22 protein-coding genes are annotated in these 24,986 nt (G+C 60.5%); 19 read left to right on the forward strand and 3 right to left on the reverse strand.

Translation table 11 applies throughout. The features are described from left to right. The first annotated feature begins 10 nt into the window (after positions 1 to 10). Positions 11 to 880, forward strand: coding sequence for a shikimate dehydrogenase (locus tag BS627_RS15255; protein WP_077984032.1), 870 nt, complete (start codon positions 11 to 13; stop codon positions 878 to 880). Beyond that, positions 877 to 1,320, forward strand: coding sequence for a type II 3-dehydroquinate dehydratase (aroQ, locus tag BS627_RS15260; RefSeq protein WP_077984033.1), 444 nt, complete (start codon positions 877 to 879; stop codon positions 1,318 to 1,320). Before BS627_RS15255 ends, aroQ begins: the two co-directional genes overlap by 4 nt. Here aroQ and BS627_RS15265 read toward each other — a convergent pair. Next, positions 1,295 to 1,987 carry a TetR/AcrR family transcriptional regulator gene (locus tag BS627_RS15265; RefSeq protein ID WP_077984034.1) on the reverse strand — a complete coding sequence of 231 codons (693 nt, stop codon included), beginning with the start codon at positions 1,985 to 1,987 and terminating at the stop codon, positions 1,295 to 1,297. The two genes, aroQ and BS627_RS15265, sit on opposite strands and share 26 nt — an antisense overlap. Before the next feature lie 119 nt (positions 1,988 to 2,106). On the opposite strand from BS627_RS15265, the gene BS627_RS15270 reads away from it, so the two are divergent. Then, a complete protein-coding gene (locus BS627_RS15270) occupies positions 2,107 to 4,008 on the forward strand; it encodes a bifunctional sugar phosphate isomerase/epimerase/4-hydroxyphenylpyruvate dioxygenase family protein (RefSeq protein WP_077984035.1) in 1,902 nt (633 codons plus the stop codon). Positions 4,009 to 4,085: 77 nt separating this feature from the next. On the opposite strand, the gene BS627_RS15275 is transcribed toward BS627_RS15270, so the two are convergent. Beyond that, complete coding sequence (locus BS627_RS15275; protein WP_077984036.1) at positions 4,086 to 4,379, reverse strand: putative quinol monooxygenase; 294 nt, start codon at positions 4,377 to 4,379, stop codon at positions 4,086 to 4,088. Positions 4,380 to 4,869: 490 nt separating this feature from the next. Between BS627_RS15275 and BS627_RS15280 the strand changes: the two genes are divergently transcribed. The 6 genes from BS627_RS15280 to BS627_RS15305 all read left to right on the forward strand — a co-directional run bounded on the left by BS627_RS15280 (position 4,870) and on the right by BS627_RS15305 (position 12,808). Then, positions 4,870 to 6,690, forward strand: coding sequence for an ABC transporter ATP-binding protein (locus BS627_RS15280; protein ID WP_077984136.1), 1,821 nt, complete (start codon positions 4,870 to 4,872; stop codon positions 6,688 to 6,690). Positions 6,691 to 6,731: 41 nt separating this feature from the next. Next, on the forward strand, positions 6,732 to 8,267 hold the full coding sequence (locus tag BS627_RS15285) for an ABC transporter substrate-binding protein (RefSeq protein ID WP_077984037.1): 1,536 nt from the start codon (positions 6,732 to 6,734) through the stop codon (positions 8,265 to 8,267). A 78-nt stretch (positions 8,268 to 8,345) separates the two neighbouring features. After that, the gene (locus tag BS627_RS15290; protein WP_003519820.1) at positions 8,346 to 9,269 is read left to right on the forward strand and encodes an ABC transporter permease; all 924 of its coding nucleotides are present in this window, start codon (positions 8,346 to 8,348) and stop codon (positions 9,267 to 9,269) included. 6 nt (positions 9,270 to 9,275) lie between these two features. Beyond that, entirely contained in the window at positions 9,276 to 10,124 is an 849-nt protein-coding gene (locus BS627_RS15295; protein WP_077984038.1) for an ABC transporter permease, read from the forward strand. 5 nt (positions 10,125 to 10,129) lie between these two features. Next, entirely contained in the window at positions 10,130 to 11,863 is a 1,734-nt protein-coding gene (locus BS627_RS15300) for a M14 family metallopeptidase (protein ID WP_077984039.1), read from the forward strand. 120 nt (positions 11,864 to 11,983) lie between these two features. Next, positions 11,984 to 12,808 (forward strand): AraC family transcriptional regulator, encoded by an 825-nt coding sequence (locus BS627_RS15305; protein WP_077984040.1) that lies wholly within the window; start codon positions 11,984 to 11,986, stop codon positions 12,806 to 12,808. Between the two features lie 84 nt (positions 12,809 to 12,892). Here BS627_RS15305 and BS627_RS15310 read toward each other — a convergent pair whose 3' ends face one another. Next, on the reverse strand, positions 12,893 to 13,267 hold the full coding sequence (locus tag BS627_RS15310) for a hypothetical protein (RefSeq protein WP_077984041.1): 375 nt from the start codon (positions 13,265 to 13,267) through the stop codon (positions 12,893 to 12,895). Between the two features lie 343 nt (positions 13,268 to 13,610). On the opposite strand from BS627_RS15310, the gene BS627_RS15315 reads away from it, so the two are divergent. From BS627_RS15315 to iolB, 10 genes are all read left to right on the forward strand, one after another. After that, positions 13,611 to 14,783, forward strand: coding sequence for an ABC transporter substrate-binding protein (locus BS627_RS15315; protein ID WP_077984138.1), 1,173 nt, complete (start codon positions 13,611 to 13,613; stop codon positions 14,781 to 14,783). Positions 14,784 to 14,872: 89 nt separating this feature from the next. Beyond that, complete coding sequence (locus tag BS627_RS15320) at positions 14,873 to 15,736, forward strand: branched-chain amino acid ABC transporter permease (protein ID WP_077984042.1); 864 nt, start codon at positions 14,873 to 14,875, stop codon at positions 15,734 to 15,736. 1 nt (position 15,737) lies between these two features. Then, on the forward strand, positions 15,738 to 16,745 hold the full coding sequence (locus tag BS627_RS15325; protein WP_077984043.1) for a branched-chain amino acid ABC transporter permease: 1,008 nt from the start codon (positions 15,738 to 15,740) through the stop codon (positions 16,743 to 16,745). Beyond that, the gene (locus BS627_RS15330; protein ID WP_077984044.1) at positions 16,742 to 17,506 is read left to right on the forward strand and encodes an ABC transporter ATP-binding protein; all 765 of its coding nucleotides are present in this window, start codon (positions 16,742 to 16,744) and stop codon (positions 17,504 to 17,506) included. Before BS627_RS15325 ends, BS627_RS15330 begins: the two co-directional genes overlap by 4 nt. Next, on the forward strand, positions 17,487 to 18,203 hold the full coding sequence (locus BS627_RS15335) for an ABC transporter ATP-binding protein (protein WP_077984045.1): 717 nt from the start codon (positions 17,487 to 17,489) through the stop codon (positions 18,201 to 18,203). Before BS627_RS15330 ends, BS627_RS15335 begins: the two co-directional genes overlap by 20 nt. A 173-nt stretch (positions 18,204 to 18,376) precedes the next feature. Next, positions 18,377 to 19,192, forward strand: a complete 816-nt coding sequence (locus BS627_RS15340) for a MurR/RpiR family transcriptional regulator (RefSeq protein WP_077984046.1) — start codon at positions 18,377 to 18,379, stop codon at positions 19,190 to 19,192. Between the two features lie 204 nt (positions 19,193 to 19,396). Further along, positions 19,397 to 21,313, forward strand: coding sequence for a bifunctional 5-dehydro-2-deoxygluconokinase/5-dehydro-2-deoxyphosphogluconate aldolase (locus BS627_RS15345; RefSeq protein WP_077984047.1), 1,917 nt, complete (start codon positions 19,397 to 19,399; stop codon positions 21,311 to 21,313). Further along, positions 21,310 to 23,136, forward strand: coding sequence for a 3D-(3,5/4)-trihydroxycyclohexane-1,2-dione acylhydrolase (decyclizing) (iolD, locus tag BS627_RS15350; protein WP_077984048.1), 1,827 nt, complete (start codon positions 21,310 to 21,312; stop codon positions 23,134 to 23,136). Before BS627_RS15345 ends, iolD begins: the two co-directional genes overlap by 4 nt. A gap of 1 nt (position 23,137) precedes the next feature. Beyond that, complete coding sequence (gene iolE / locus BS627_RS15355) at positions 23,138 to 24,046, forward strand: myo-inosose-2 dehydratase (protein ID WP_077984049.1); 909 nt, start codon at positions 23,138 to 23,140, stop codon at positions 24,044 to 24,046. Between the two features lie 101 nt (positions 24,047 to 24,147). Then, complete coding sequence (gene iolB / locus BS627_RS15360) at positions 24,148 to 24,960, forward strand: 5-deoxy-glucuronate isomerase (RefSeq protein ID WP_077984050.1); 813 nt, start codon at positions 24,148 to 24,150, stop codon at positions 24,958 to 24,960. Positions 24,961 to 24,986 lie beyond the last annotated feature (26 nt).

Consider the following 24,986-nt stretch of genomic DNA (forward strand, 5'->3'; position numbering starts at 1 on the left):
ACACCCGATCATGACAGAACAAACATCCTTCAAAGTCGGCCTGATAGGCGCCGACATACAGCTTTCCAAATCGCCCGCGCTGCACATCCGCGAAGGGGCGGCTCACGGCCTCGATTATTCCTACGAGCTGGTGGACGTTACCGCCCGCAAGCTGCCACCGAGCGCCCTTCCCAACCTGCTGGACGAGCTGGAAGCGCGCGGTTTTTCCGGCACCAACATCACCCATCCCTTCAAGCAGGCCGTTATTCCGCATCTGCACGAACTGTCTGACGATGCCCGCATGCTGGGCGCGGTCAATACGGTCGTCTTCCGGGACGGACGCCGCATCGGCCACAACACCGACTGGTACGGCTTTTACGAAAGCTTCGTGCGCGGCCTGCCGGATTCGCGGCGTGACCGGGCGCTTCTGGTCGGCGCGGGTGGCGCGGGCGTTGCGGTGGCCCATGCCGCATTGAAGCTCGACTTCGCCCGTCTCGACATTTTCGACCGGGATTTCCCAAGGGCGGAGCAACTGGCCCGCGAACTCAATGCCCGCTTCGGCGAAGGCCGCGCGCTTGCCGTCAAAGACCCCGCCGCCTCCCTGCCCTTTGCCGATGGCCTGATCCATGCAACGCCGATGGGCATGCCGGCCCATCCCGGCATGCCGGTTCCGGCCGATCTCATCGAACGGCGGCACTGGGTGGCCGATATCGTCTACATGCCGCTTGTCACAGAATTACTGGCGACGGCAGCGAAAAAGGGCTGTCGAACCCTGCCCGGCGGCGGCATGACGGTGTTTCAGGCCGTCGGCGCATTCCGCCTCTTCTGCGGCCGCGAGCCGGATGCCGGGCGCATGACGGCGCATTTTACCGAGCTTTGCATGGCGGAGGGCATCGCATGAGCCTTTTCACGGTTCTGAACGGTCCCAACCTCAACCTGCTCGGCCAGCGCCAGCCGGAAATCTATGGTTATGAAACGCTCGCCGATATCGAAGCCAATTGCCGTGCTATCGCTGATGCCGCTGGCCACGAGCTGTTTTTTGCCCAGAGCAACCGGGAATATGAGCTGATCGACTGGATTCACGAAGCCCGCGGCAAGTCTTCGGGAATTGTCATCAATCCCGGCGCCTTTACCCACACCTCGGTGGCAATCCTCGATGCGCTCAATGCCTTCGAGGCGCCTGTGATCGAGGTTCACATTTCCAACATCCACAAACGCGAGGTTTTCCGGCACCATTCTTACGTCTCGACCCGCGCCGAAGGCATGATCGCCGGTCTCGGCATCGAAGGTTATGAAGTGGCGCTGCGCCACCTCATCAACCGTCTTTCGCGCCCGTCGTGATATGGGCGGGCGTCAGCACATAACGCAGCACCATGTCGCTGACATGCCGCGACAATGTCTCCTGGCCCTTGTCCGTATAAAGGCTGTCGCCGAAGATGAACGAGAAGGTTGCAACATTCGAGACATTGAAAAAGGACAGCGCGCTGATCTGCCAGTGCAGTTCCAGTGCATCGATGCCCTCGCGAAAGACGCCGCTTTTCTGGCCGCGCAGCAGCACGCTTTCGAGCGCGTCGATCGCCGGGCGGTTGAGCTGACGGATCGTTTCGGACGACTGCATATGCCGGCCATGGTGGATGTTCTCAATCATCACCATGCGGATGAAAGCCGGATTGCGCCTGTGGTGATCGAAGGTGAACCGACAGAGCTTCTCGAGCGCCGCCGCCGGCTCCAGATCGTCCAGCTCCAGATCGCTTTCGCCGCCGCGCACCTTGGCATAGGCCTCTTCAAGCACACGCTGATAAAGGCTCTGCTTGTCGATGAAATAATAATAAATCATGCGCTTGGAAGTTCGCGTGCGCGCCGCGATCTCATCGATACGCGCGCCGGAAAGTCCGTTTTGCGAAAACTCCTCCATCGCGACCGAAAGAATGTCGCGGCGCACCCCTTCCGGGTCGCGTTTCGCCTGCCGGGTATCGCGGGCGCCGCTCAAGGTCGTGCTTTTGCTCATGCTTCATTCCCTGGACGGGGCTGCCATCCGGCGGCGGCCCCTTTATTAACCAATCAGTACATAATGCTGAAAAGGAAGGCAATATGGCGAGCTATGACACAATAAGACACGGCATGCCAATGCGCACATCCATTGCAACCGTATCGATCAGCGGCGAATTCCCCGAAAAGCTGGCGGCCATCGCCAAGGCGGGCTTTTCCGGCGTTGAGATTTTCGAAAACGATTTCCTGACTTACGACGCCTCGCCGCGCGAGGTGAAGGCCTTGGCCGCCGATCACGGGCTGGATATCACCCTTTTCCAGCCATTCCGCGATTTCGAGGGCATGCCGGAACCGCACCGCGCACGGGCCTTCGAGAGGGCTGAGCGCAAATTCGACATCATGGGCGAACTCGGCACCGATCTGATGCTGATCTGCTCGAATGTCTCGCCGGTCTCGCTCGGTGGCATCGACCGCGCCGCCGCCGATTTCCATCAGCTCGGTGAATTGGCAGCAAAACATGGCGTGCGCGTCGGTTACGAGGCCCTGGCCTGGGGCCGCCATATCAGCGATCACCGCGATGCCTGGGAGGTGGTGCGCCGCGCCGATCACGCCAATGTCGGCATCATTCTCGATAGTTTCCACACGCTGTCGCGCAAGATCGACCCCAATTCGATCCGCTCCATTCCCGGCGACAAGATTTTCATCGTGCAGCTTGCCGATGCGCCGCTGATCGACATGGACCTGCTCTACTGGAGCCGCCACTTCCGCAACATGCCGGGCGAAGGCGATCTGCCGGTGGTGGATTTCATGCGCGCCGTCGCCGCAACCGGTTATAGCGGCCCGCTGTCGCTCGAAATCTTCAACGACCAGTTCCGCGGCGGCTCGGCCCGGCTGCTTGCCGAAGACGGCCACCGCTCGCTCATCAATCTCATGGACCAGGTCCGGCGTCTCGAACCCGACATCCGCATCGATGTGCCATCAATGCCGGAACGAGTGGAGACGGACGGCGTGGAATTCGTCGAATTCACCACGGCACCGGAAGAAAAACCCAATCTGGAAGCCCTTCTCGCCACGCTCGGCTTTGAAAACACCGCCCGGCACCGCAATCGCGATGTCGATCTTTATACGCAGGGCGATATTCGCATTGTCATCAATACCAGCGATGGCGGCGACAGTTTCGCGGGCGCGTCCTATTCCATCCACGGCACCAATGCCTATGCCTTCGGGCTGAAGGTGGATGATGCCGCAGCAGCCCTTGCCCGGGCAGAAGCGCTCGGCGCGCCCACCTTCGCCGAGCCGCGCAAGTCAGGCGAAGTCGCCGTTCCCGCCATTCAGGGCGTGGGCAACGGCGTCATCTATTTCCTCGACGGCTCACCAGAGCTTTCCTCCATCTGGGACAAGGAATTTGCGCCCACCGACAACCAAGAACCGGCGGGCGACGCAGGACTGAAGCGGATCGATCACCTCGCGCAAACAACGCATTACGATGAAATGCTGACCTGGCTTCTGTTTTACACCTCGCTGTTTTCCACCCGGCGCACGCCGATGGTCGATGTGGTGGATCCCGGCGGACTGGTGCGCAGCCAGGCGATTGAAAGCGTGCCCTCGCCGCATTTCCGCCTGACCATGAACGGTGCCGACAATCGCAAGACCTTCGCCGGCAAATTTCTGGCCGAGGGCTTCGGCACCAGCATCCAGCACATCGCATTTGCCACCGACGATATCTTCGCCACAGCAAAAGCACTGCAGGCGCGCGGGTTCCACGCCCTGCCGATCTCGCGCAATTATTACGACGATCTGGAAGCCCGCTTCGGGCTGGAACCGGAATTTTCCGATGCGCTCAGGGCGGCAAGCATTCTTTATGACCGCGACGACAATGGCGAATATTTCCAGATATACAGCCGCACCTTCGGGGAAGGTTTCTTCTTCGAAATCATCGAACGGCGCGGAGCCTATGGCGGTTATGGCGCGATGAACGCCCCCTTCCGCATCGCCGCGCAAAGACGGCTTGCGCCACCGGTCGGTATGCCGAAGGAATAAATCCCGGCACCGAAATACGATCGGGGAAATCCGGACAGGTCGCGGACAGCAGGAATGCCGCTGCGGCCTGTTTTCATTCACGCCAATGTCGTTATCTCATAGTCGCGCGGAATAGCGGAGGTCGCCCTGAACCACTCGGACGCCCGCGTCCGCTCCTGATGAAAATCGAAGGCAGCACGGTCGGCAAAAAGCTCCTCCACCTGCCAGATCAGGGGATCGTCCGTCTCGGACACTTCGAAGGAAAGACAGCCGGGTTCCTCTCTGGTCAGGCGAAGATGTTCGGGAAGGCGGCGCCGGACCAGTTCGACATCGTCCTTCGACAAGCACCGTAAAAATCCGCTCAGCCTGACTGCGCCCGCCTGGTCGTTCATGGCCGGGACTCCATTCCTCATCATTCGTCTCAAAGGTTCTATCGACGATCATTTCGAAATACACGCATCATTGCGAAGCATTCTTCCAGAACCCGCGCTCAAAATCGGTGCAGCTGCGTATTTGTAGAGCAGTACATAAAAATTGTTCAACACTCTGGACATGATTGTTCGGTTTTGTTAGCTTTTTCGGCAAAACAAGGGTGGGGAATTAGAGTTACATGCGCATCGTCGAATCTGCGTCCTACGCAAATCGTCCGGCCAGCGCCGCTGAGGTTGCCTGCGGCGCTTTGGGGGCATCGAATGTGCCGTTTCAGCGGGCGGCGGCCAACCGGCATTTTGCCGGCAAAGCGGCCTGAAACATGCGACTTTTCGTTGCCTTCTCTCCCTTCAGTGCGGTGTCGCCCAGCAGGCGTGCCCGAGACATTTCCCCTTGCTCATTTTCATATGGCCGCGCCAGCCTTGCCGCGTGCGCCACGCCGGAGACGCTGACATGACTGCCGCACACGCAAACGCCCTCCTCTCGGTCGAAGGCCTGAGCGTCGAATTTGGCAACAGCCGCGTCGTGGACGATATCTCCTTCCGCGTCGAGCCCGGCCGCACGGTCGCGGTCGTCGGCGAGTCCGGATCGGGAAAATCGGTCACCTCGCTTTCCACCATGCGGCTTGCGGACATGATGGGCGCGACCTACCCCACCGGCAAAATCCTGTTTGAAGGCAAGGACTTGCTGAAGGCGTCGCAGAAAGAAATGCGCTCGATCCGCGGCAAGGAGATCGCCATGATCTTCCAGGAGCCGATGACCTCGCTCAACCCTGTCTTCACCATCGGCGACCAGATATGCGAAGTGCTTGTGCTGCATGAGAAAATGGGCAAGCAGGCGGCGATGGCGCGGGCGCAGGAGCTTCTCGAAATGGTGCGCCTGCCCGATGCGGCAGAACTTCTGAAACGGTATCCACACCAGCTTTCCGGCGGCATGCGCCAGCGCGTGATGATCGCCATGGCGCTCGCCTGCCGGCCGAAGCTTCTGATCGCCGACGAGCCGACGACAGCGCTTGACGTCACCATTCAGGCGCAGATCCTCAACATCATGCGCGACCTGCAAAAGAAGCTCGGCATGGGCATGGTCTTCATCACCCACGATATGGGCGTGGTGGCGGAAATGGCCGATGACGTGGTTGTCATGTGGAAGGGCAAGAAGGTGGAGGAAGGTCCGGTCAAGGATATATTCGCCAATCCGCAGCACCCTTACACGCGCGCCCTGCTCTCCGCCGTTCCGCGTCTCGGCAGCATGGAAGGCGAAGAGTTTCCCAAGCGCCTGCCGCTCACGGTGTTGCAAGATGGCCAGCCGGTCGTGGTTGGTGAAGAGCGCGTGCAAAACACTGCGAAATATGACGCGAAGCCGCTGCTGTCGGTGAAGGACCTGTTCGTGCGTTTCGATATCCGCAAGAACCTGTTCGGCAAGGCGACCCATCGCCTCAGCGCCGTGCAGAAGGTCAGCTTCGATATTCACGCCGGCGAAACGCTGGCACTGGTGGGCGAATCCGGTTCCGGCAAATCCACCATCGGCCGCACCATCCAGCAGCTGCAGACGGCGGTATCGGGCGAAATTGCCTTCAATGGCCGCAGCTATTCTGAAATGTCGGCCGCGGAGCGCTTTCGTATGCGCCAGGAAGTGCAATATATCTTCCAGGACCCCTTCGCCTCGCTCGATCCGCGCAAGACGGTCGGTTTTTCGATTGCCGAGCCGATCAACACCCATGGCTTGATCAACGATCAGAAGGCCGTGAAGCGGCGGGTGGATGAATTGCTGGAGCGTGTGGGCCTCTCCTCCGAACATGCCGCGCGTTATCCGCACGAGTTTTCCGGCGGCCAGCGCCAGCGCGTCTGCATTGCCCGCGCACTGGCTTCCGATCCCAAGCTCATCATTGCAGACGAAGCGCTGTCGGCGCTCGACGTCTCCATTCAGGCGCAGATCATCAATCTGTTCATGGATTTGCAGGCCGAGCGTGGTCTCGCCTATCTCTTCATCAGCCATGACATGGCTGTCGTGGAAAAGATGAGCCACCGCGTCGCGGTGCTTTATCTCGGCCAGATCATGGAAATGGGCAGCCGCCGTCAGGTGTTCGAAACGCCGACGCATGATTATACGCGCCGCCTGCTTTCGGCCGTGCCGGTCGCCGATCCGACCATCGAGCGCCGCATCGCCATGATCGAGGGCGAAATCCCCAATCCCGTGCGCCGTGTCGGCGATGAGCCGGCCATTCTCGCCCATGAGGAAATCAATCCGGGCCACTTCATCGCGAAGAGCGCCTGAATAACAACCAGAACCGCAACCATCTGAAGAGGAACAGGTAGATGACAATAATCAAGAAGGGGATGACGACAACGTTCGTCGCGCTTGCCATGGCCGCATCGGCCTTGACCGCCGCACCGGCTCTTGCCGCCGGCAAGATGACCATTTCCAGCCCGCAGGACCCGGGCAGCTGGGATCCGATCGACACTTTCCTCGTGCAATGGGCTGCCGTCGCCACCAACATCTTCGACGGCCTGACCTATCGCGGCCCGGACCTGAAACTCGTGCCCGGCCTTGCCGAATCCTGGGAAGAGCTGGATGAGGGCAAGCGCATCCGCTTCAAGCTGCGCCAGAACGTCAAGTTCCACAATGGCGAGCCCTTCAACGCCGCCGCCGTCAAGTTCACCTTCGAGCGCCTTCTCGGCGAACAGGGTGCCAAGGGCCCGCAGCGCTCCAACTATGTCGCCATCGAAAGCGTCGATGTCATCGATGACTACACGGTGGACATGAAGCTGAAGGCGCCGGATCCGGTGCTGCTGACCAAGCTTGCCGGTTATGGCGGCATGATCGTTCCGCCGAAGTACATTCAGGAAAAGGGCGAGGACAACTTCAACCTCAACCCGGTTGGCACCGGCGCGTTCAAATTCGTTTCCTACGCACCGAAGACCAACATCAAGCTGGAGGCCAACGCCGACTACTGGGGCGGTGCGCCAAAACTTTCCGAACTCGAATATCGCTTCATTTCCGAGCCGGCGACCGCCGTTGCCGAATTGCAGGCCGGCCGCGTCGATCTCGTCATTCCGCCCACCATCCCGATCGGCATGATCCCGGTTATCCAAGGCGATTCCAAGCTGGAGATTGTCAGCGTGCCCGGCCCGACGGTCGATGCGCTGCGTTTCAACACCCGTGATGGCATCACCGCCGATCCGAAGGTGCGCAAAGCCATCATCATGGCCGTCGACCGTGGCACCATCGTCAAGTCGATCCTCGCCGGTCAGGCCTCCGAGATTGCAAGCTTCCAGAGCGCGCTGTCCTTCGGTTACGATCCGGAGCTGAAGCCGCTGCCCTACGATCCGGAAGGTGCAAAGAAGCTTCTTGCGGAAGCCGGCGTCAAGCCCGGTGCGGCGCTCCAGATCGATATCCGTGGCAATGACGCGACGATGAACGAGGTGGCGCAGGTCATTTCCAGCTATCTGTCCATGGTCGGCATCACCGCCACCATCAAGCCCTATGAGACCAACGTTCTCCTGAACGACATCATCCCGCAGGGCAAGACCGGCGCGATGTTCCAGCAGAAATGGGGCGGCTGGACCTTCGATTACGACAACACGGCCTATTCCATGTATCACTCCGGTGAAAAGTGGAACCCTTACGACAAGGACGAGAAGCTGGACAAAATGCTGGAATCCCAGCGTCCGCTGACCGACCGTGCCGAGCGCGAAAAAATCCTCAAGGAAATCGGCAGCTACACCGCCGAACGCGCGCTCGAAATCCCGCTTTACAACACCAATGCCATTTACGGCATCAACAAGCGGGTCAAGGGTTTTGTGGCACCGCCGGATAACCGCCTGAAGCTGACCGACGTCACCGTCGAATAATCAGGCTGGTTTTTCTGATCAACACACCTTGCCCGCCGCAATGCGGGCAAGGTCGGGTCTCTCTTCAAGGTAAAAAACGTGGCCGGTTTCCTCATCAAGCGATTGCTGCAGGCGATTTTTGTCGTCATCGCCATCACCCTTCTCGTTTCCTTCGCCATCCGCCTCACCGGTGACCCCGCCGTCACCATGTTCCAGGGCGGTGGCAGCATGACGGAAGACGATCTGGCGCGCATCCGCGCAGCGCTCGGCACCGACCGGCCATTCTTCGTGCAATATTTCAGCTTCCTGAAGGGTCTCGTGACGCTCGATTTCGGCCGCAGCTTCACCGGCAGCACGCCCGTCTCGCGCCTGATCGCGGATGCCCTACCCGCAACGCTTCTCCTCGCCTTCATCTCCATGGCGGTCTCGATTGCGCTGTCGATCCCGCTCGGCATCAAGGCCGCTACCTCGCGCGGCAAGACGGCCGATCAGGTGATCCGCATCTTCTCACTCGTCGGCCTGTCATTCCCGAATTTTTGGCTGGCCACCATGCTGGTGCTCTTATTCTCCATCACGCTCGGCTGGCTGCCGCCAAGCGGTATGGGCGGTTTTGCCAGCTACATCATGCCCGCCGTCACCATGGGCGTCATCCTGACGGCTACCAATGTGCGGCTGGTGCGCACGGCCATGCTGGATACGCTGCGCTCGCAATATGTCATGGTGGCGCGCGCAAAGGGGCTGAGCGAAAATAAGGTTCTCTACAAGCACGCGCTGCGCAATTGCGCCATTCCGCTCATCACCTATTTTGGCCTGCAATTCGGCGGGCTGCTCGGCGGCATCGTCGTCATTGAGCGCGTCTTCAACTGGCCGGGCCTCGGCACGCTGGCCTTCGACGCCGTCGGCGCGCGTGATTATCCCGTGCTTCAGGCCGTCATCACCGTGCTGTCGCTGATGATCGTCGGCATTAACCTTCTGGTCGATATCGCCTATGGCCTTGTCGATCCGCGCATCCGCACGGAGTAAGTGACGATGGCTGCCAAAACCTCGCGTCTTTCGCGCTTCACCAATCTCGAATTCGTCCTCGGCGCGTCGCTGACGACAATCATCTGCCTTGCCGTCATCTTTTCCGACGTGCTGTTTCCGGGCGGGGCCGACAAGATCGACCTCATGGCGCGCCTTGCCAAGCCGTTTGCCAATGCCGCCCATCCGCTCGGCACCGATCCGCTGGGGCGTGACGTGCTCGCGCGCGTCGTCGCCGGCGGCAAGATCTCGCTGCTGGTCGGCTTCACCTCCGTCATCGGCGCTGTCATCTTCGGTGTCGCGGTCGGACTGGTGGCCGGTTATTATCGCGGCTTCTGGGACATGCTGGTCATGCGCTTTGCCGATATCCAGCTCGCCATGCCCTTCATCCTGCTCGCCATCACCTTCATCGCCATTGTCGGCGGCAGCCTCACCAACACCATCATCCTCCTGATCGTCTCGCAATGGGTGCAATATGCCCGCCTCGTGCGCGGCTCGGTGCTGACGCTTCGGGAGCGGGAATTTATCCTTTCCGCCCGCGCTATCGGCGTGAAGGACTGGCGCATCATTCTCCAGCACCTGCTGCCGAACCTCATCGGCCCTGTCATCGTGCTGATGACGCTCAATGTCGCCAACAACATCCTGCTCGAAAGCAGCCTCACCTTCCTCGGTCTCGGCGTCGATCCGACCATTCCGAGCTGGGGCGGCATGCTGGCGGATGGACGGACCTATCTGCAAACCGCATGGTGGGTCAGCGTCTTCCCGGGTCTTGCTATCCTTCTGACGGTGCTTGGCCTCAACCTTCTCGGTGACTGGCTGCGCGACAGTCTCGACCCCACCGGCAGAACCTCGAGGTAACAGCGATGAGCCAGATTTTCGACCAGACTTTCGAACGCACGCTGGATACGCTTCTTGCCAATGCCGAACCCGGCCAGTCCTTCGAGGCATGGAGCTTCGATGACGCCAAAAGCCGTCGCGAAGCCGAAAACCGGCTGAAGAAAAAAGGGGTCAGCGCCCGCATCCGCAGCGCCTACAAGCCGCTTCTCTTCACCTTTCTGGAAGAGATCAGCCTCGATGGCGTCGACACCATCGAGGTGCGTTACCCGGTGCACGCCAGCGCGCCGGCCAACCGTTTCCGGTTGGAGGCCTATCCCCTGGCGGCGCTGGTGGGCGATACGAAGATCGACTTCATCGCCCGAAAAGACGACGAGTTCCATTATGATGTTACCCTGAGCCGCAACGGCAAGACGGAAACCCTGAAGGTTCTGGCGCCGAACCGGGTTCACACCGATATCGTCGGCGAAACCAACGTCTCTCCCACCGGCTGGTTCCGGCCTGCCGGCAACGCTTCAGGTGAGCGGCTGGAGACGGATTTCGAACGGCTTTTCGAAGCGGCGATCCAAGCCGTCGCCGACCATGGCTGGGGTGACAACGAGCCCTATTTCGAAGAACTGAACATTCGCGTCACGCATCCAGCCGAAGATCTGCCGCTGGCGGTTGGCGACGAAGTCGTCAGCCTGCGCGAAGCCCTGCATGAAGATTTCTATTTCTCGCTCTTGGAGTTCTTCCAGAAAAAATCCGGCCGCCCGCTTGGCGACCGGGGACTGAAGCCCGGCCAGATCGTACCGGAAATCGTCAAAAGCGAGGGCGAAGTCTCCGTCCGCATCGAGGCTCGCAGGCTCACCACCGTCTTTCTCGATGGTCGCGAACAGGAGATCGATACAGCCAGCGAACCGGTTGCGGCAGGCCAGCTCACGAAGCTGCTTGAAGAAATCGGCGGCGAGGGATTCGAGGCGCGCTCTCGTTCCGGCCGTATTCTTGCCGCCCGGTATGTCACCGGCAGCGATGCCGCCGTGATGATCAGCGGCGGTCAGCACCCTAACGAGACCACAGGCATCGTCGGCGCCATCCGGGCCGCCCGCAGGCTCGCCGGACGCAAGGGCGCGCATTTCACCATTTCGCCGCTGGAAAATCCGGATGGTTACGCCCTGCATCAACGGCTGAGAGCCGACAATCCGCGCCACATGCATCACGCAGCGCGTTACACGGCGCTCGGCGACGATCTCGAATACCGCACGCTGGAAAATTCAGGCAGCCATATCAACGAGAAGGAAATCCGCTTCAAGGCGCAGGACATCAGCGGTGCCAGCCTGCATGTGAACCTGCACGGTTATCCATCTCACGAATGGACCCGACCGCTTTCCGGTTATGTACCGCGCAATTTCGCCATGTGGACGCTACCGAAGGGTTTCTTCCTCATCATCCGCCACCATGCGGACTGGGAAAGGCAGGCCGAGGCCCTGCTCGACCGGGTGACCCGCCATCTTGGCGCCATTCCCGGCCTGCTCGACTACAACAACCGACAGATCGCACTTTATGAAATCCACGCCGGTGAAACCGGTTTTCGCATCATCAACGGCTTCCCGTGCCTGTCGTCCGTCGATGACCGCCACACCGTACCGATGACGCTGATCACCGAATATCCAGACGAGACAATCTACGGCAATGATTTCATCACCGGCCATACCGCGCAAATGGAAACGGTTCTCTCGGCCTATGACGCCTGGCAGGAAATCCTGTCACCACAGGTCGCCTGATAGAGCCAGTCGGAGGCGGCGGGAGCAAAAGCGGCGGGAAAAGACGATAACAAGTCAAACCCGATCAAGCAGGAAGCGGAGCGGTTTTGCATGGTAAGGGCGTGAACCACAGGAGACCCCATGCCCGCTCTCGACAAGCTCATCTGGCAGATCGAAACCGATCTGCACAAGGACCTGACATTGACGGTCCTGTCCGATCGCTGCGCAATCAGTACACATCACATGTGCCGGTTGTTCCAGCTTTCCACCGGCCTGTCGATCATGTCCTACGTCCGGGCACGCCGCCTTTCCAGGGCGGCGGAAACCATCGCGCTGTGCGATGGCGACATCCTCACCGCAGCACTTGATGCGGGATACGGGTCCCATGAGGCGTTCACGCGAGCCTTTGCGAATTATTTCAATGCATTACCGAGCACTGTTCGCAAGGCCCGATCAACCTCGTCCCTTGATCTCATGGAGCCATTAAAAATGAAAACCGACATGTTCGTCGAAGTCCAGCCGCCGGAAATACGCCGTGCCGACGCCTTTATGGTTGTGGGTCTCAGTACCCCGTGCTCACTGGAGAATAACAGCACCATTCCCGCCCTCTGGCAGCGCTTCAATCTGCGCGAAAGCGAGGTCGAGGAGGTGGTATCCGGGGCCGCCTACGGAGTGTGCAGTGCCGCCGATGAAGCCGGCAACTGCACCTATCTCGCCGGCGTCCAGGCGCTGAAAACAACACCGGGCATGGATCATATCGAGTTGCCCGCACAATCCTACGCGGTCTTCACCCATAACGGACACATCTCGGATCTTCCACGAACGGTCTACACGATCTGGAACAAGGCGCTGCCCGATGCCGGACTGAAAACCGCCGACTCTCCCGATTTCGAACGTTATGACCGGCGCTTCAATCCTGAGACCGGGCGGGGAAGCGTGGAAATCTGGATACCCGTCATCGCCTGAAACAATGGCCTGTAAAGACCATATGCTCCAGCCAGCGTTGGGGCATATGGCGCATGGGCCGCCGCTCAACCGGAGACGGTCCGCCTATTTTGCCGACGCGGCGGTGGCGAGCTTCTGGTCCCGCTGCTTCTGCAGCAGCTTCTTGCCCTTGCTGAGAATATGCAAGTTGGCAGCATCCAGCTTGTTATAGGCAGCCTGGATGATATCGAGATCGGAGACATGCCCGACCGCTGCGAGCTTGTACATGACGTCTCCGACGGCGACGTCGATGGTCGGCGCAGGCGTGGTGGCGACGTCCCGCGCGGCGGCCTGAACACCCTCCGCCGTTCCGCCCATGCCGAGATAGAGCGTGAGCGCCTTGCGAAGAAACGCCTCGCGGCGTTCGATCTTGTTGTTGAGTATACTTTCGCCGACGCGATTACGCATCAGCTCAACGGCTCTGTTTTGATATTCGCTCATCAGACACCAAATAAAGTTCAGAAATATTCTTCGCGAGGCTACGAACAATCCCCTTAAAACTGGTTAAGGCGTGGCGTTCGCCTTCGCGTGAACACCATTGCGCACCGAGTTTACCCGAAGCTGTTTTCCCGCGTCTGAAACGACCGGCGACGGAACCGGTTTGAAAATCGTTCAGGCGGCGTTATTGTCCTTTCCGGTTTGGGGCGGGGCGCAACAAAGCCGTTATTGATAACCGTCAGGTTATTTATACCCCCCCTTATTTCATTTTACTTTGGCCGCCGCACTCATCAATCTGACAGCCTGGATCGGTGGACGGGAGCCACGGATCAATTGGGAGGAAGTCATGAAAATGCGGATCACCGCCGCCATCGCGGCCATTTGTTTTAGTTCCGTTGCCTATGCCGATACGATCAAGGTGGGTGTAGTCGGTCCGTTCTCCGGCCCCTTCGCGTTGCAGGGCAAGAACTTCAAGGCCGGCATCGACGCCTGGTTCGCCCTTAACGGCAACAAGGTCGGCGACGATACGGTTGAAATCGTCTATCGCGATGTTCCGCAGGCCGATCCGGCGCAGTCCAAGGCGCTGGCGCAGGAGCTGGTGGTCAAGGAAGGCGTGCAATATCTCGCCGGCTTTTATTTCACGCCCGACGCCATGGCGGTTACACCGCTTCTGAAGCAGGGCAATGTGCCGATGGTCATCATGAATGCCGCCACTTCGGCCATCGTGACCAAGAGCCCCTATGTGGTGCGCACCTCGTTCACCACCTGGCAGACCTCCACACCCATCGCCAAGGTGGCCTTTGACGGCGGCGTGAAGAAGGTCATTTCGCTGGTCAGCGATTACGGCCCGGGCGTCGACGCCGAAAACGCCTTCAAGGCAGCCTTCACCGCCGCCGGCGGCGAAGTGGTGGAAACCATCCGCATGCCGCTTTCCACCAATGATTTCAGCCCGATCATGCAGCGCGTGAAGGATTCCGGCGCTCAAGGCGTCTTCGCCTTCCTGCCGTCGGGCCCGACCACGCTCGGCTTCGTCAAGGCCTTCAACGATAACGGCCTGAAATCTTCAGGCGTCAAACTTTTCGCACCGGGTGATCTGACACAGGAATCCGATCTGCCGGCGCTCGGCGAGGCAGCACTCGGCATGCAGACGACCTTCCATTACGCTGTCTCGCATGATTCCGCTGAGAACAAGACCTTCGTGGAAGCCGCCACCAAGGCGATCGGCAATCCGAAGGAACTGTCCTTCCCTTCCGTTGGCGCCTTTGACGGCATGTACGTCATCAGCAAGATGATCGAGGCCACCGGCGGCAAGCAGGATGCGGAAAAGGCGGTGGACGCGGTAAAGGGTCTTTCCTGGACAAGCCCGCGTGGCCCGGTCAGCATCGATCCGGAAAGCCGCCACATCACGCAGAACATCTATCTGCGCGAAGTGGCCAAGGGCGATGACGGCAATTATTACAACAAGGAAGTCCAGACCTTCGAAAAACAGGGTGATCCGGGCCTCGCCGCCGCGAAGTAAAGAACAGTTTTGACGACGTTGTCGGGTCGCCAATAGCGGCCCGTCTCCGGCCCGGATGGGCATTGCAGCACCGGGAGGAGCTTTTCAGCATGCAGACGGTCTTCAGCATCCTTGTCGATGCGCTTGCCTATGGCATGGTCCTGTTCATCATCTCCATCGGCCTTTCGGTCACGATGGGGCTGATGCGGGTGGTCAATCTGGCGCATGGCGCTTTCGCCATGATCGGCGGTTACCTCGCCTCCTATGCCGCCCACGGCCTCGGTCTCGGTTACGCCGTGGCGATCCTCGTCGCCATCGTCGGCACCATCGTCATCGCCATTCCGCTCGAACGTTTCCTCTATCGCCGCATCTATGGCGCGCCGGAGCTGACGCAGGTGCTAATGACCATCGGCATCACGTTTTGCATCATCGGCATCGCCAATTTCGTCTTTGGCCCAACGCTGAAGACCATTCCCTTGCCGCAGCAACTAGCCGGCCCCACCGATCTCGGCTTCCGCACCATCGCCACGCACCGCATCTTCGCCATTGCCTGTGGGCTGGCCGTGGCCGGAGCATTGTGGTTCACCTTCGAAAAGACGGCCTTCGGCATCAAGCTGCGCGCAGCCGTCGATAATGCCGCCATGGCGGCCGCACTCGGCGTGCGCACCGAAATCATCTACGCCGTCAGCTTTGCCATCGCCGTCGGCCTTGCCGCCATGGGCGGCGTCATCGGCGCGGAACTTTTGCCGGTCGAACCCTATTATGCGCTGCGCTACATGGTGACCTTCCTAGTGGTGGTCTCGGTTGGTGGCGCAGGCTCCATTCCCGGCGCGCTGATCGCCTGTCTTCTGCTCGGCGCGATCGACACGACCGGGCGGTATCTTGCTCCTGAATATGGCGAATTCTTCTTTTACCTGGCGGTCATCGTGATCATCACGCTGTTCCCGCGCGGCCTTCTTGGAAGGGCGAAATGAGATGGCGGTGCTCATGAACGACGTGACTGAAACGGCAGAGATCCCGAAGGCGCGCTCACCGCTGCGCACGCTTGCGGGACCGCTCCTCATCATTATGGCCGCGATTGCCGGTTATTATCTGTTTCCGGATAACCTGGCGCTTCTGACCCGCATCATCGCCATCGCGCTGCTGGTGCTGTCGATTGATCTTGTTACCGGCTATTGCGGCGTCGCGACACTTGGCCATGCCGCGCTCTTCGGCGCGGGCGCCTATGCCGCCGGCATTGCCGCGGCCCATTTAGAGATCACCGATCCGCTACTGATGACCTTGATCGGCGCAGGCGCGGGCGGCGTGGCTGGGTTGGTCTCCGGCACCGTTCTCTTGCGCGCCCACGGCCTGCCGCAGCTCGTTCTTTCCATCGCCGTCATTCACCTGTTCCACGAGGCCGCCAACAAAGCCTCCGGCTGGACCGGCGGCAGCGACGGGCTATCGGGCGTCTCTCCCGACGCCCTGTTCGGTACTTTCGAATTCGATCTTTTCGGCCGCACCGCCTATATCTATGGCGTCTGTCTGCTGCTCCTCGTGTTCCTCGCCCTCAAGGTTGTGGTCAATTCGCCCTTCGGCATGTTGTGCCGCGGCGTCAAGCAGGACAGCATCCGCATCCAGGCCATGGGCGGTTCGGTCAATGGCACTATTTTGAAGATGTTCGTCATATCGGGCATCGTCGCCGGCATTGGCGGCGCGCTGAACGCCATCTCCACCCAGGTCGTCGGTCTCGACAGCCTCAGCTTCACGCTTTCAGCCGAAGGGCTGGTCATGCTGGTGCTCGGTGGCGCAGGTTCGCTTTACGGGGCGCTGATCGGCACCGTCACATTCATGTGGTTCGAGGATGTGGTTTCCGCCGCCAACCCGTTCCACTGGCTCACCATTGTCGGCCTGCTGCTGATTGCCGTCGTGCTGTTTGCGCCGCGCGGGCTTTATGGCGCGGGTGAAGACATCATTGCGCGCATTCGTGGAGGTCGCAAATGAGCGCCATTTTCGAAGTCTCCGGCCTCAAGAAAAATTTCGGCGGCCTCGTCGTTACCAATAATGTGTCGATGTCGCTTTCGCCGGGAGACCGCACGGTGCTGATCGGCCCCAATGGCGCCGGCAAGACCACCTTCGTCAATCTTGTCACCGGCAATATCAAGCCCTCGGCCGGAACGGTGCGCATCGCCGGCGAGGATGTGACCGGCCTCAGCGCCAGCCAGCGGGTGAAGCGCGGCCTCGTCCGTTCGTTCCAGGTCACAAGGTTGTTTCAGGACATGACGCCGGAGGAACATGTGGCGCTTGCCATTCTCCAGCGCGAAGGCAAGACGGGCCGGATTTTCGGCCGATACCGCGCCATGCCCTCGGTCATGAGCGAAGCCCGCGACATTCTCGGCACGCTCGGCCTTCTGGCGCTTGCCGAAACTCGGGTGCGCGAAATCGCCTATGGCCAGCAGCGTCTGATCGAGATCGCGCTGGCCATGGCGCTTCGCCCGAAAATCCTGCTGCTCGACGAACCCGCCGCCGGCGTGCCTTCCACGGAAACGGCGCGCATCGAACAGGCGCTCGACCGGCTGCCGGCTGATCTCGCCATATTGATGATCGAACACGACATGGATCTGGTTTTCCGGTTTGCCAAACGTGTGGTGGTGCTCGCCGCAGGCGCCGTCATCTTCGACGGCTCGCCGGAAGACGTCACCAGCAATGCGGAAGTCCGCCAAGCCTATCTGGGAAGTTACGCCGATGCCCGCAGCGCCGCTTGAAATCACCAACCTCACCGCCGGTTACGGCCCGACAAGGGTCATCGAGGGCCTGTCGCTTTCCGTGCCGTCGGGCTCGCGTTTTGCCGTGCTCGGCCGCAATGGCGTCGGCAAGACCAGCCTCTTCGCCACACTGGCCGGCCAGACGAAACGCTTCGCCGGCGATATCCGCATCGGCGGGCAGGACATCGCCGCTTTGCCGAGTGCCGCCCGCGCCAAAGCCGGCCTCGGTTACGTGCCGCAGACGCGGGATGTATTCCCGACGCTTACCGTCGAGGAGAACCTGTTTGTCGGCCTCAAGGCTCGGCCAAAATCGGCCATCGAGGAAGCCTACACGCTGTTTCCGCGCCTCAAAGAGCGCCGCCGCAATCTCGGCTCGCAGCTCTCCGGCGGCGAACAGCAGATGCTTTCCACGGCCCGCAGCATTCTTGGCCAGCCGCGCGTGCTGCTGCTCGACGAACCGCTCGAAGGTCTCGCTCCCGTCATCTGCGAGGAGCTGATGGCAGCCTTCTCCAAGCTCGCCCAATCCGGCGAAATGACCATCCTCCTCGTCGAACAGCGCATCCAGATGGCCATCGACTTCGCCGACCACGCCATCATCATGGAACGCGGCCGCATCGTCTGGGAAGGGCCATCCAGCGATCTTGCGGAAAACCCGGATATTATCGATACGCATCTCGGAGTTGGCGGGCTGCACTAATTTGAAACGCAATTCACCCTCAGCCCGTCATTCCGGCTTTGCGTCGGAATGACGGAAGCAATGCTACGCGAGCACCACCCGGCCTCATTTACCGTTTCCTAAAAAACCCAATGGAATAAAAATTCCACTGCAGTTAAAGTGCACAGGATTTCAGTCCGCACGAAGGAACGACAATGACGGCAATCGAGGCGCCAGAATCCGTAAAGGCTTTTGAGGAGCGGCTGCTCCAGGTCGCGGAGGGTTTGCCGAAACGATTGCGGCAATGCGCCGATTATGTCGCCTCCAATCAGGATCGCATCGCCGTTTCCACCGTCGCCGAAATGGCGGAAGGGGCGGGCGTACAGCCTTCTGCCTTCATGCGTTTTTGCCAGATCATGGGCTTTTCCGGCTTTTCTGAGATGCAACGGCTGTTCCGTGATTCCTATGTCGGCGGTTGGCCGGATTACGCCACGCGGCTCGACCATCTGCGTGAAAAGGGCGATGAAAGCGCATCCGGCCTGCTTGCGGAATTCGTGGAGGCCGGCCGTTCCTCGCTGGAAATGCTGCTCAAATCGGTCGACACGAAGCAGCTTGATGAGGCGGTTTCAGCGCTCTCCCAGGCGCGCACCGTGCATATCATCGGTTTGCGCCGCTCCTTCCCCATCGCCAGCTATCTGGCCTATGCGTTCGAGAAGATGAAGGTGCCGGCGGTTCTGCACAGTGCGGTTGGCGGGCTCGGCAACATCAGCGCCATTTCCCGCGACGACGCGCTGATCGCCATCACCTTCTCGCCCTATTCCACTGAGACGCTGGAGCTTGCGGAAAACGCCCGCGCCAACGGTATTCCGGTCGTGGCGCTTTCCGATTCCGCGGTCAATCCGCTCCGGAAATCCGGTGCAACACTTCTGACGGTGACGGAAATCGATTTCGGCGCATTCCGATCGCTTTCGGCCACGCTCTGTCTCGCCATCACGCTGGCGGTTGCTGTGGGAACACGCAGGACCGCCTGAATATTTTTATTGAAAATGGAAAAAATAGAATTTATGATCCAAATCCATGAAACGGGCATTCCACGACTGTCCGTCTCGTGACGGGACAAGTGAGCGGAGGAGGCTCACCCGAGCGGGATGGCGACAACTGGCGGCATGGTTGCCTGATCCGCTCGACACATATGAGGCAGACCGCGCCAGCGTGCGGTGCTAAGGAGGAACCTTTTGAAAAAACTTGATCTTATCACGATCGGGCGCTCGTCTGTCGACCTTTACGGTTCGCAGGTCGGCGGCCGTCTGGAGGACATGGCCTCCTTTGCCAAATATATCGGCGGCTCTCCCACCAACATTGCAGCCGGTGCTGCACGCCTTGGATTGAACAGCGCGGTCATTACGCGTGTGGGTGACGAACATATGGGCCGTTTCATCCGCGAACAGCTGGTGCGCGAAGGCGTCGATGTGCGCGGCGTGAAGACGGACCCGGAGCGGCTGACGGCGCTCGTGCTGCTCGGCATTCGCGACCAGAACCAGTTTCCGCTGATTTTCTATCGTGAGAACTGTGCCGACATGGCGCTTAGCGAAGACGACATCGATCCCGCCTTCATTGCCGAGGCTGGCTGCATCTGCGCCACCGGCACGCATCTGTCGCATCCGAAGACGGAAACAGCCGTGCTGAAGGCGCTGAAACTTGCCCGCGAAAACGGTGCGAAAACAGCGCTCGACATCGATTACCGACCCAACCTCTGGGGTGTTGCCGGCCATGGCGATGGCGAAAGCCGCTTTGTGGAATCGCAGAAGGTCACCGCCAAGCTGCAATCCACCCTGCATCTCTTCGACCTGATTGTCGGCACCGAGGAAGAATTCCACATTGCCGGCGGCTCCACCGATACGCTGACCGCACTGAACGCCGTGCGCAAGGTGTCCAACGCGACGCTGGTATGCAAGCGCGGTCCGATGGGGGCTTCAGTCTTCACCGGCGATATTCCCGCAAGTCTGGACGATGGCGAGACGGGCGAAGGTTTTCCGATCGAGGTCTTTAACGTTCTCGGCGCGGGCGATGGTTTCATGGCCGGGCTGTTCCGCGGCTGGCTGCGCGGCGAGGATTGGCCGACGACGCTGAAATACGCCAATGCCTGTGGCGCCTTTGCCGTTTCCCGCCACGGCTGCACGCCCGCCTATCCGAGCTGGGAAGAGCTGCAATATTTCTTCAAGGCCGGCATTCGCAACAAGGCGCTGCGCAAGGACGAGGCGCTGGAGCAGGTGCACTGGTCGACCAACCGCAAGGGCGACTGGGACACGATGCGCGTCTTCGCCTTCGATCACCGCATGCAACTGGAAGCCATCGCCGACGAGCTTGGCGTGAAGCACGAGCAGATCGGCGCTTTCAAGAAGCTATGCCTTCAGTCCGCGCAGCAGGTTGCCGGCGACAGGCCGGGTTACGGCATCCTCTGCGATGGCCGCCTCGGGCGCGATGCACTCTTTGCCGCCAGCGGCTCCGGCCTGTGGATCGGTCGCCCGGTGGAATGGCCAGGTTCGCGCCCGCTGACGCTGGAACCCGAACTCGGCAAGGATTTCGGCGGTCTTTCCGAATGGCCGCTGGAAAATGTCGTCAAGGTTCTGTGCTTCTATCACCCCGATGATACCGACGAGATGCGTGCCGCGCAGGAGGAGACGGTAATGCGTCTGTTCCAGGCGACCCGCCGCAACCGGTTGGAAATGCTGCTCGAGGTCATTCCCTCCAAGGTCGGCCCGACAGATGATCTGACCGCCGCGCGCATCATCGAACGCTTTTACGAAATCGGCGTCTACCCCGACTGGTGGAAGCTGGAGCCGATGAAGACCCGCGCGGCATGGAAAAATGCCTGCGACGCCGTGCACAGCAACGATCCTTACGTGCGGGGCATCGTCGTTCTCGGCCTTGACGCACCGCAAAGCGAGTTGGAGGAGAGCTTCCGCCTTGCCGCAGGTTTCGATCTGGTCAAGGGTTTCGCGGTTGGCCGCACGATTTTCGCCGACGCCGCGCGGGGTTGGCTCGGTGGCAAGATCACCGATGAGGAAGCGGTGAAGGACATGGCGCAGCGCTATACCAGCCTGTGCCGTATATGGGATGAGGCGCGCGCCAAAAAGGGAGAGGCAGCGTGAAGACAATCAGATTGACGGCTGCGCAGGCTATGGTTCGTTACCTCGCCGCGCAGATGAATGAATATGGCGAGACCTATATTGCCGGTGTCTGGGCCATCTTCGGCCATGGCAATGTCGCAGGCATCGGCGAGGCACTTTATGGCATTCGCGAGGAACTGCCGACTTATCGCGGCCAGAACGAGCAATCGATGGCCCATGCGGCCATCGCCTATTCCAAGCAGCTGCGCCGCCGGCGCGCCATGGCGGTCACCTCCTCCATCGGCCCCGGTGCTGCCAACATGGTAACGGCGGCAGCGCTTGCGCATGTCAACCGCCTGCCGGTTCTGCTGATCCCCGGCGATGTTTTCGCCAATCGCGGTCCCGATCCGGTCTTGCAGCAGCTCGAAGATTTCGGCGACGGCACGATGACGGTGAATGACTGCTTCCGCCCGGTCAGCCGGTATTTCGACCGCATCATGCGCCCGGAACAGTTGCTGACGGCGCTTCCCCGCGCCATGCGCACCATGACGGACCCGGCCGATTGCGGCCCCGTCACGCTCGCGTTCTGCCAAGATGTGCAGGCGGAAGCCTATGATTACCCTGTCAGCTTCTTCGAAAAGCGAGTCTGGCGTCAGCGCCGCCCCGAGCCGGATATGGTGGAATTCGAAGAGGCCGTCGCCGCACTGAGGGCCGCGAAGAACCCGATCATCGTTGCCGGCGGCGGCGTGCATTTTGCCGGCGCAACCGACACGTTGAAGCGCTTTGCCGAAACCCACTCCATTCCTGTCGTCGAAACGCAGGCCGGTAAATCGGCATTGGCGTGGGATCACGATCTCAATTTCGGTCCCGTCGGCGTGACCGGTGCGGAAAGCGCTAATATAATCAGCGAAAAAGCCGATCTGGTCTTTGGCGTCGGAACGCGTTTTCAGGATTTCACGACCGGCTCCTGGGCGCTGTTCAAAAACCCGAGCCGCAAGATCCTGGCACTCAACGTTCAGCCCTATGACAGCGCCAAGCACGATGCGATCAGCCTGACGGCCGATGCCAAAATCGGGCTTGAAAAACTCTCCGCAGCGCTCGGTAGCCATCGTTTTGCGGCGCCCGATGCGGGCCTCAAGGCAGCATGGTTCGAAAAGGCCGATGCCGATACGGCGGCACCGGGTGAGGACCATGCCAACAGCCTGCCCACCGACATGCAGGTGATCGGCGCTGTCCAGCGCCAGTCGCGTGACAATACCGTCGTCATGTGCGCGGCCGGCACCATGCCGGGCGAGCTGCACCAACTGTGGAAATCCAAGCTGCCGCTCTCCTATCACATGGAATACGGCTTCTCCTGCATGGGTTACGAGGTGGCCGGCGGCCTCGGCATCAAGATGGCGGAACCGGACCGCGACGTGATCGTCATGGTCGGCGACGGTTCCTACATGATGATGAATTCCGAGCTTGCGACATCGGTTGCGATGGGCGTGAAGATCACGCTCGTCATCACCGACAACAGGGGCTACGGCTGCATCAACCGGCTGCAGATGGAAACCGGCGGCGCGGAGTTCAACAACCTCTACGCCCACACCAACGTCAATCCCATCGCCATCGATTTTGCCGCCCATGCCGGCTCGATGGGAGCGGATGCGCGCAAGGTTTCCACCATCGCGGAGCTGGAAGACGCGCTCGCAGCCGCGCGCGCCTCCACCCGCACGACTGTCATCGTCATCGATACCGACCCTTATCCGACCCCGCAGGCCGGCGGTCACTGGTGGGATGTCGCGGTGCCCGAAGTCTCCGACCGCGCCGAAATCGGCCCGGCCCGCGTCCGTTATGAAAACCATGTCAAGGAAAGACAGTAAGATGATCCGTTACGGAACCAACCCGATTGCCTGGTCCAATGACGACGACCGGACGCTGGGTGCGCATATCAGCCTGGAACAATGCCTCGATGAAACCGCCAAGATCGGTTTCGACGGTATCGAGAAGGGGCACAAATTCCCGACCGACCCGGAAGGCCTGAAGGGCGTGCTTTCGCCGCGCGGCCTCTCCTTCGTCTCCGGCTGGCATTCGCTGAACCTCCTGACCGACGACATCGAATCCGAAAAGAAGGCCATGCAGCCGGCGCTCGATCTCCTGAAGGCCATGGGCTCGAAGGTCATCATCGTCTGCGAAACCTCCAACGCCATCCACGGCGCCGATGACACGCCGCTGGTCGACCGTCCGCGCCTTGCGGCCGAGGACTGGGCCAAGTTCGGCGCAGGTGTCGAGGCGCTTGCCGCCTTTGCCGCCGAACAGGGCATTACCCTCGTTTATCATCACCACATGGGAACGGTGGTCGAAAGCGAAGACGAGATCGACCTCCTGATGAAGCATACCGGGCCGAAGACCCATCTGCTGCTCGATACCGGCCATTGCCTGTTCGGCGGCGGCGACCCCGTCCGCGTCGCGCAGAAATATATGGGCCGCGTCGGCCATATCCACGCCAAGAACGTGCGCCCAGTCATTGCCGAGCAGGTTCGGAACGAGCGGCTTTCCTTCCTCGAAGGCGTTCGCCGCGGCGTATTCACCGTACCAGGTGACAGCGAGGGCGGCGTGAACTTCTCAGCCGTGCTGAAAATTGCCGCCGAGCACAATTACAGCGGCTGGCTGGTGATCGAGGCCGAACAGGACCCTGATGTGCGCAACCCGTTTGAATATCAGAGCCTTGGGCTGAAATCGCTGAAGGCTTTTGCGCGCGAAGCGGGGCTGGACAAGGCTGAGGCTGCTTGAAGCCTTTTCTCCCTCGTTCCTGTGCTCGTCACCGGGATGAGGGAAACGCGGGAATAGCCGCCCGATGAATTGAACGACTGACCAAAAAAGGGAACACCACCATGACCTCACTTCTGCGCAAGCCGGTCGCGACCAGCGGCAAGGTGCACGATATCACGCCCCAAAGCGCGGATTGGGGTTATGTCGGTTTCGGCCTTTACCGCCTGAAGCCGGGCGAAACGGCGGCGGAAAACACCGGCGATACGGAAGTCATCCTCGTGCTGGTCGAAGGCAAGGCGACGATTTCCGCAGGCGGTAAGGACTTCGGTGAACTCGGCGACCGCATGAATGTATTCGAGCGCAAGCCGCCGCACTGCGTTTATGTTCCCGCCGGCTCCGAATGGTCGCTGACCGCCACGACGGACTGCACAATCGGTGTCTGCACCGCGCCCGGCGAAAAAGGCAACCGCGAGGCGCAGCAGATTGGCCCCAATGGCGTGCAGCTGACCGAGCGCGGCAAGGGCGCCAACACGCGTTACATTTTCCCCATCGCCATGGAAGAGCGCGATGTGGCCGACAGCCTGCTGGTGACGGAAGTTTTCACCCCGTCGGGCAACTGGTCGTCCTATCCGCCGCACCGGCACGATGAGGATAACTACCCCGACATGACCTATCTGGAAGAGACCTATTATCATCGCCTCAATCCGGCCCAGGGTTTCGGCTTCCAGCGCGTCTTCACCGAAGACGGCTCGCTGGACGAGACCATGGCGGTATCGGACGGGGATGTCGTGCTGGTGCCGAAGGGTCACCACCCCTGCGGCGCGCCCTATGGGTACGAGATGTATTATCTGAACGTGATGGCCGGGCCGATGCGCAAATGGCGGTTCAAGAACCATCCCGATCATGACTGGATTTTCAAGCGCGATAATCCCTGACCGCTATTTTCACTTTAAATTTTGGG

Origin of the sequence: Agrobacterium salinitolerans, from assembly GCF_002008225.1 — a bacterium.
Taxonomy (GTDB): domain Bacteria; phylum Pseudomonadota; class Alphaproteobacteria; order Rhizobiales; family Rhizobiaceae; genus Agrobacterium; species Agrobacterium salinitolerans.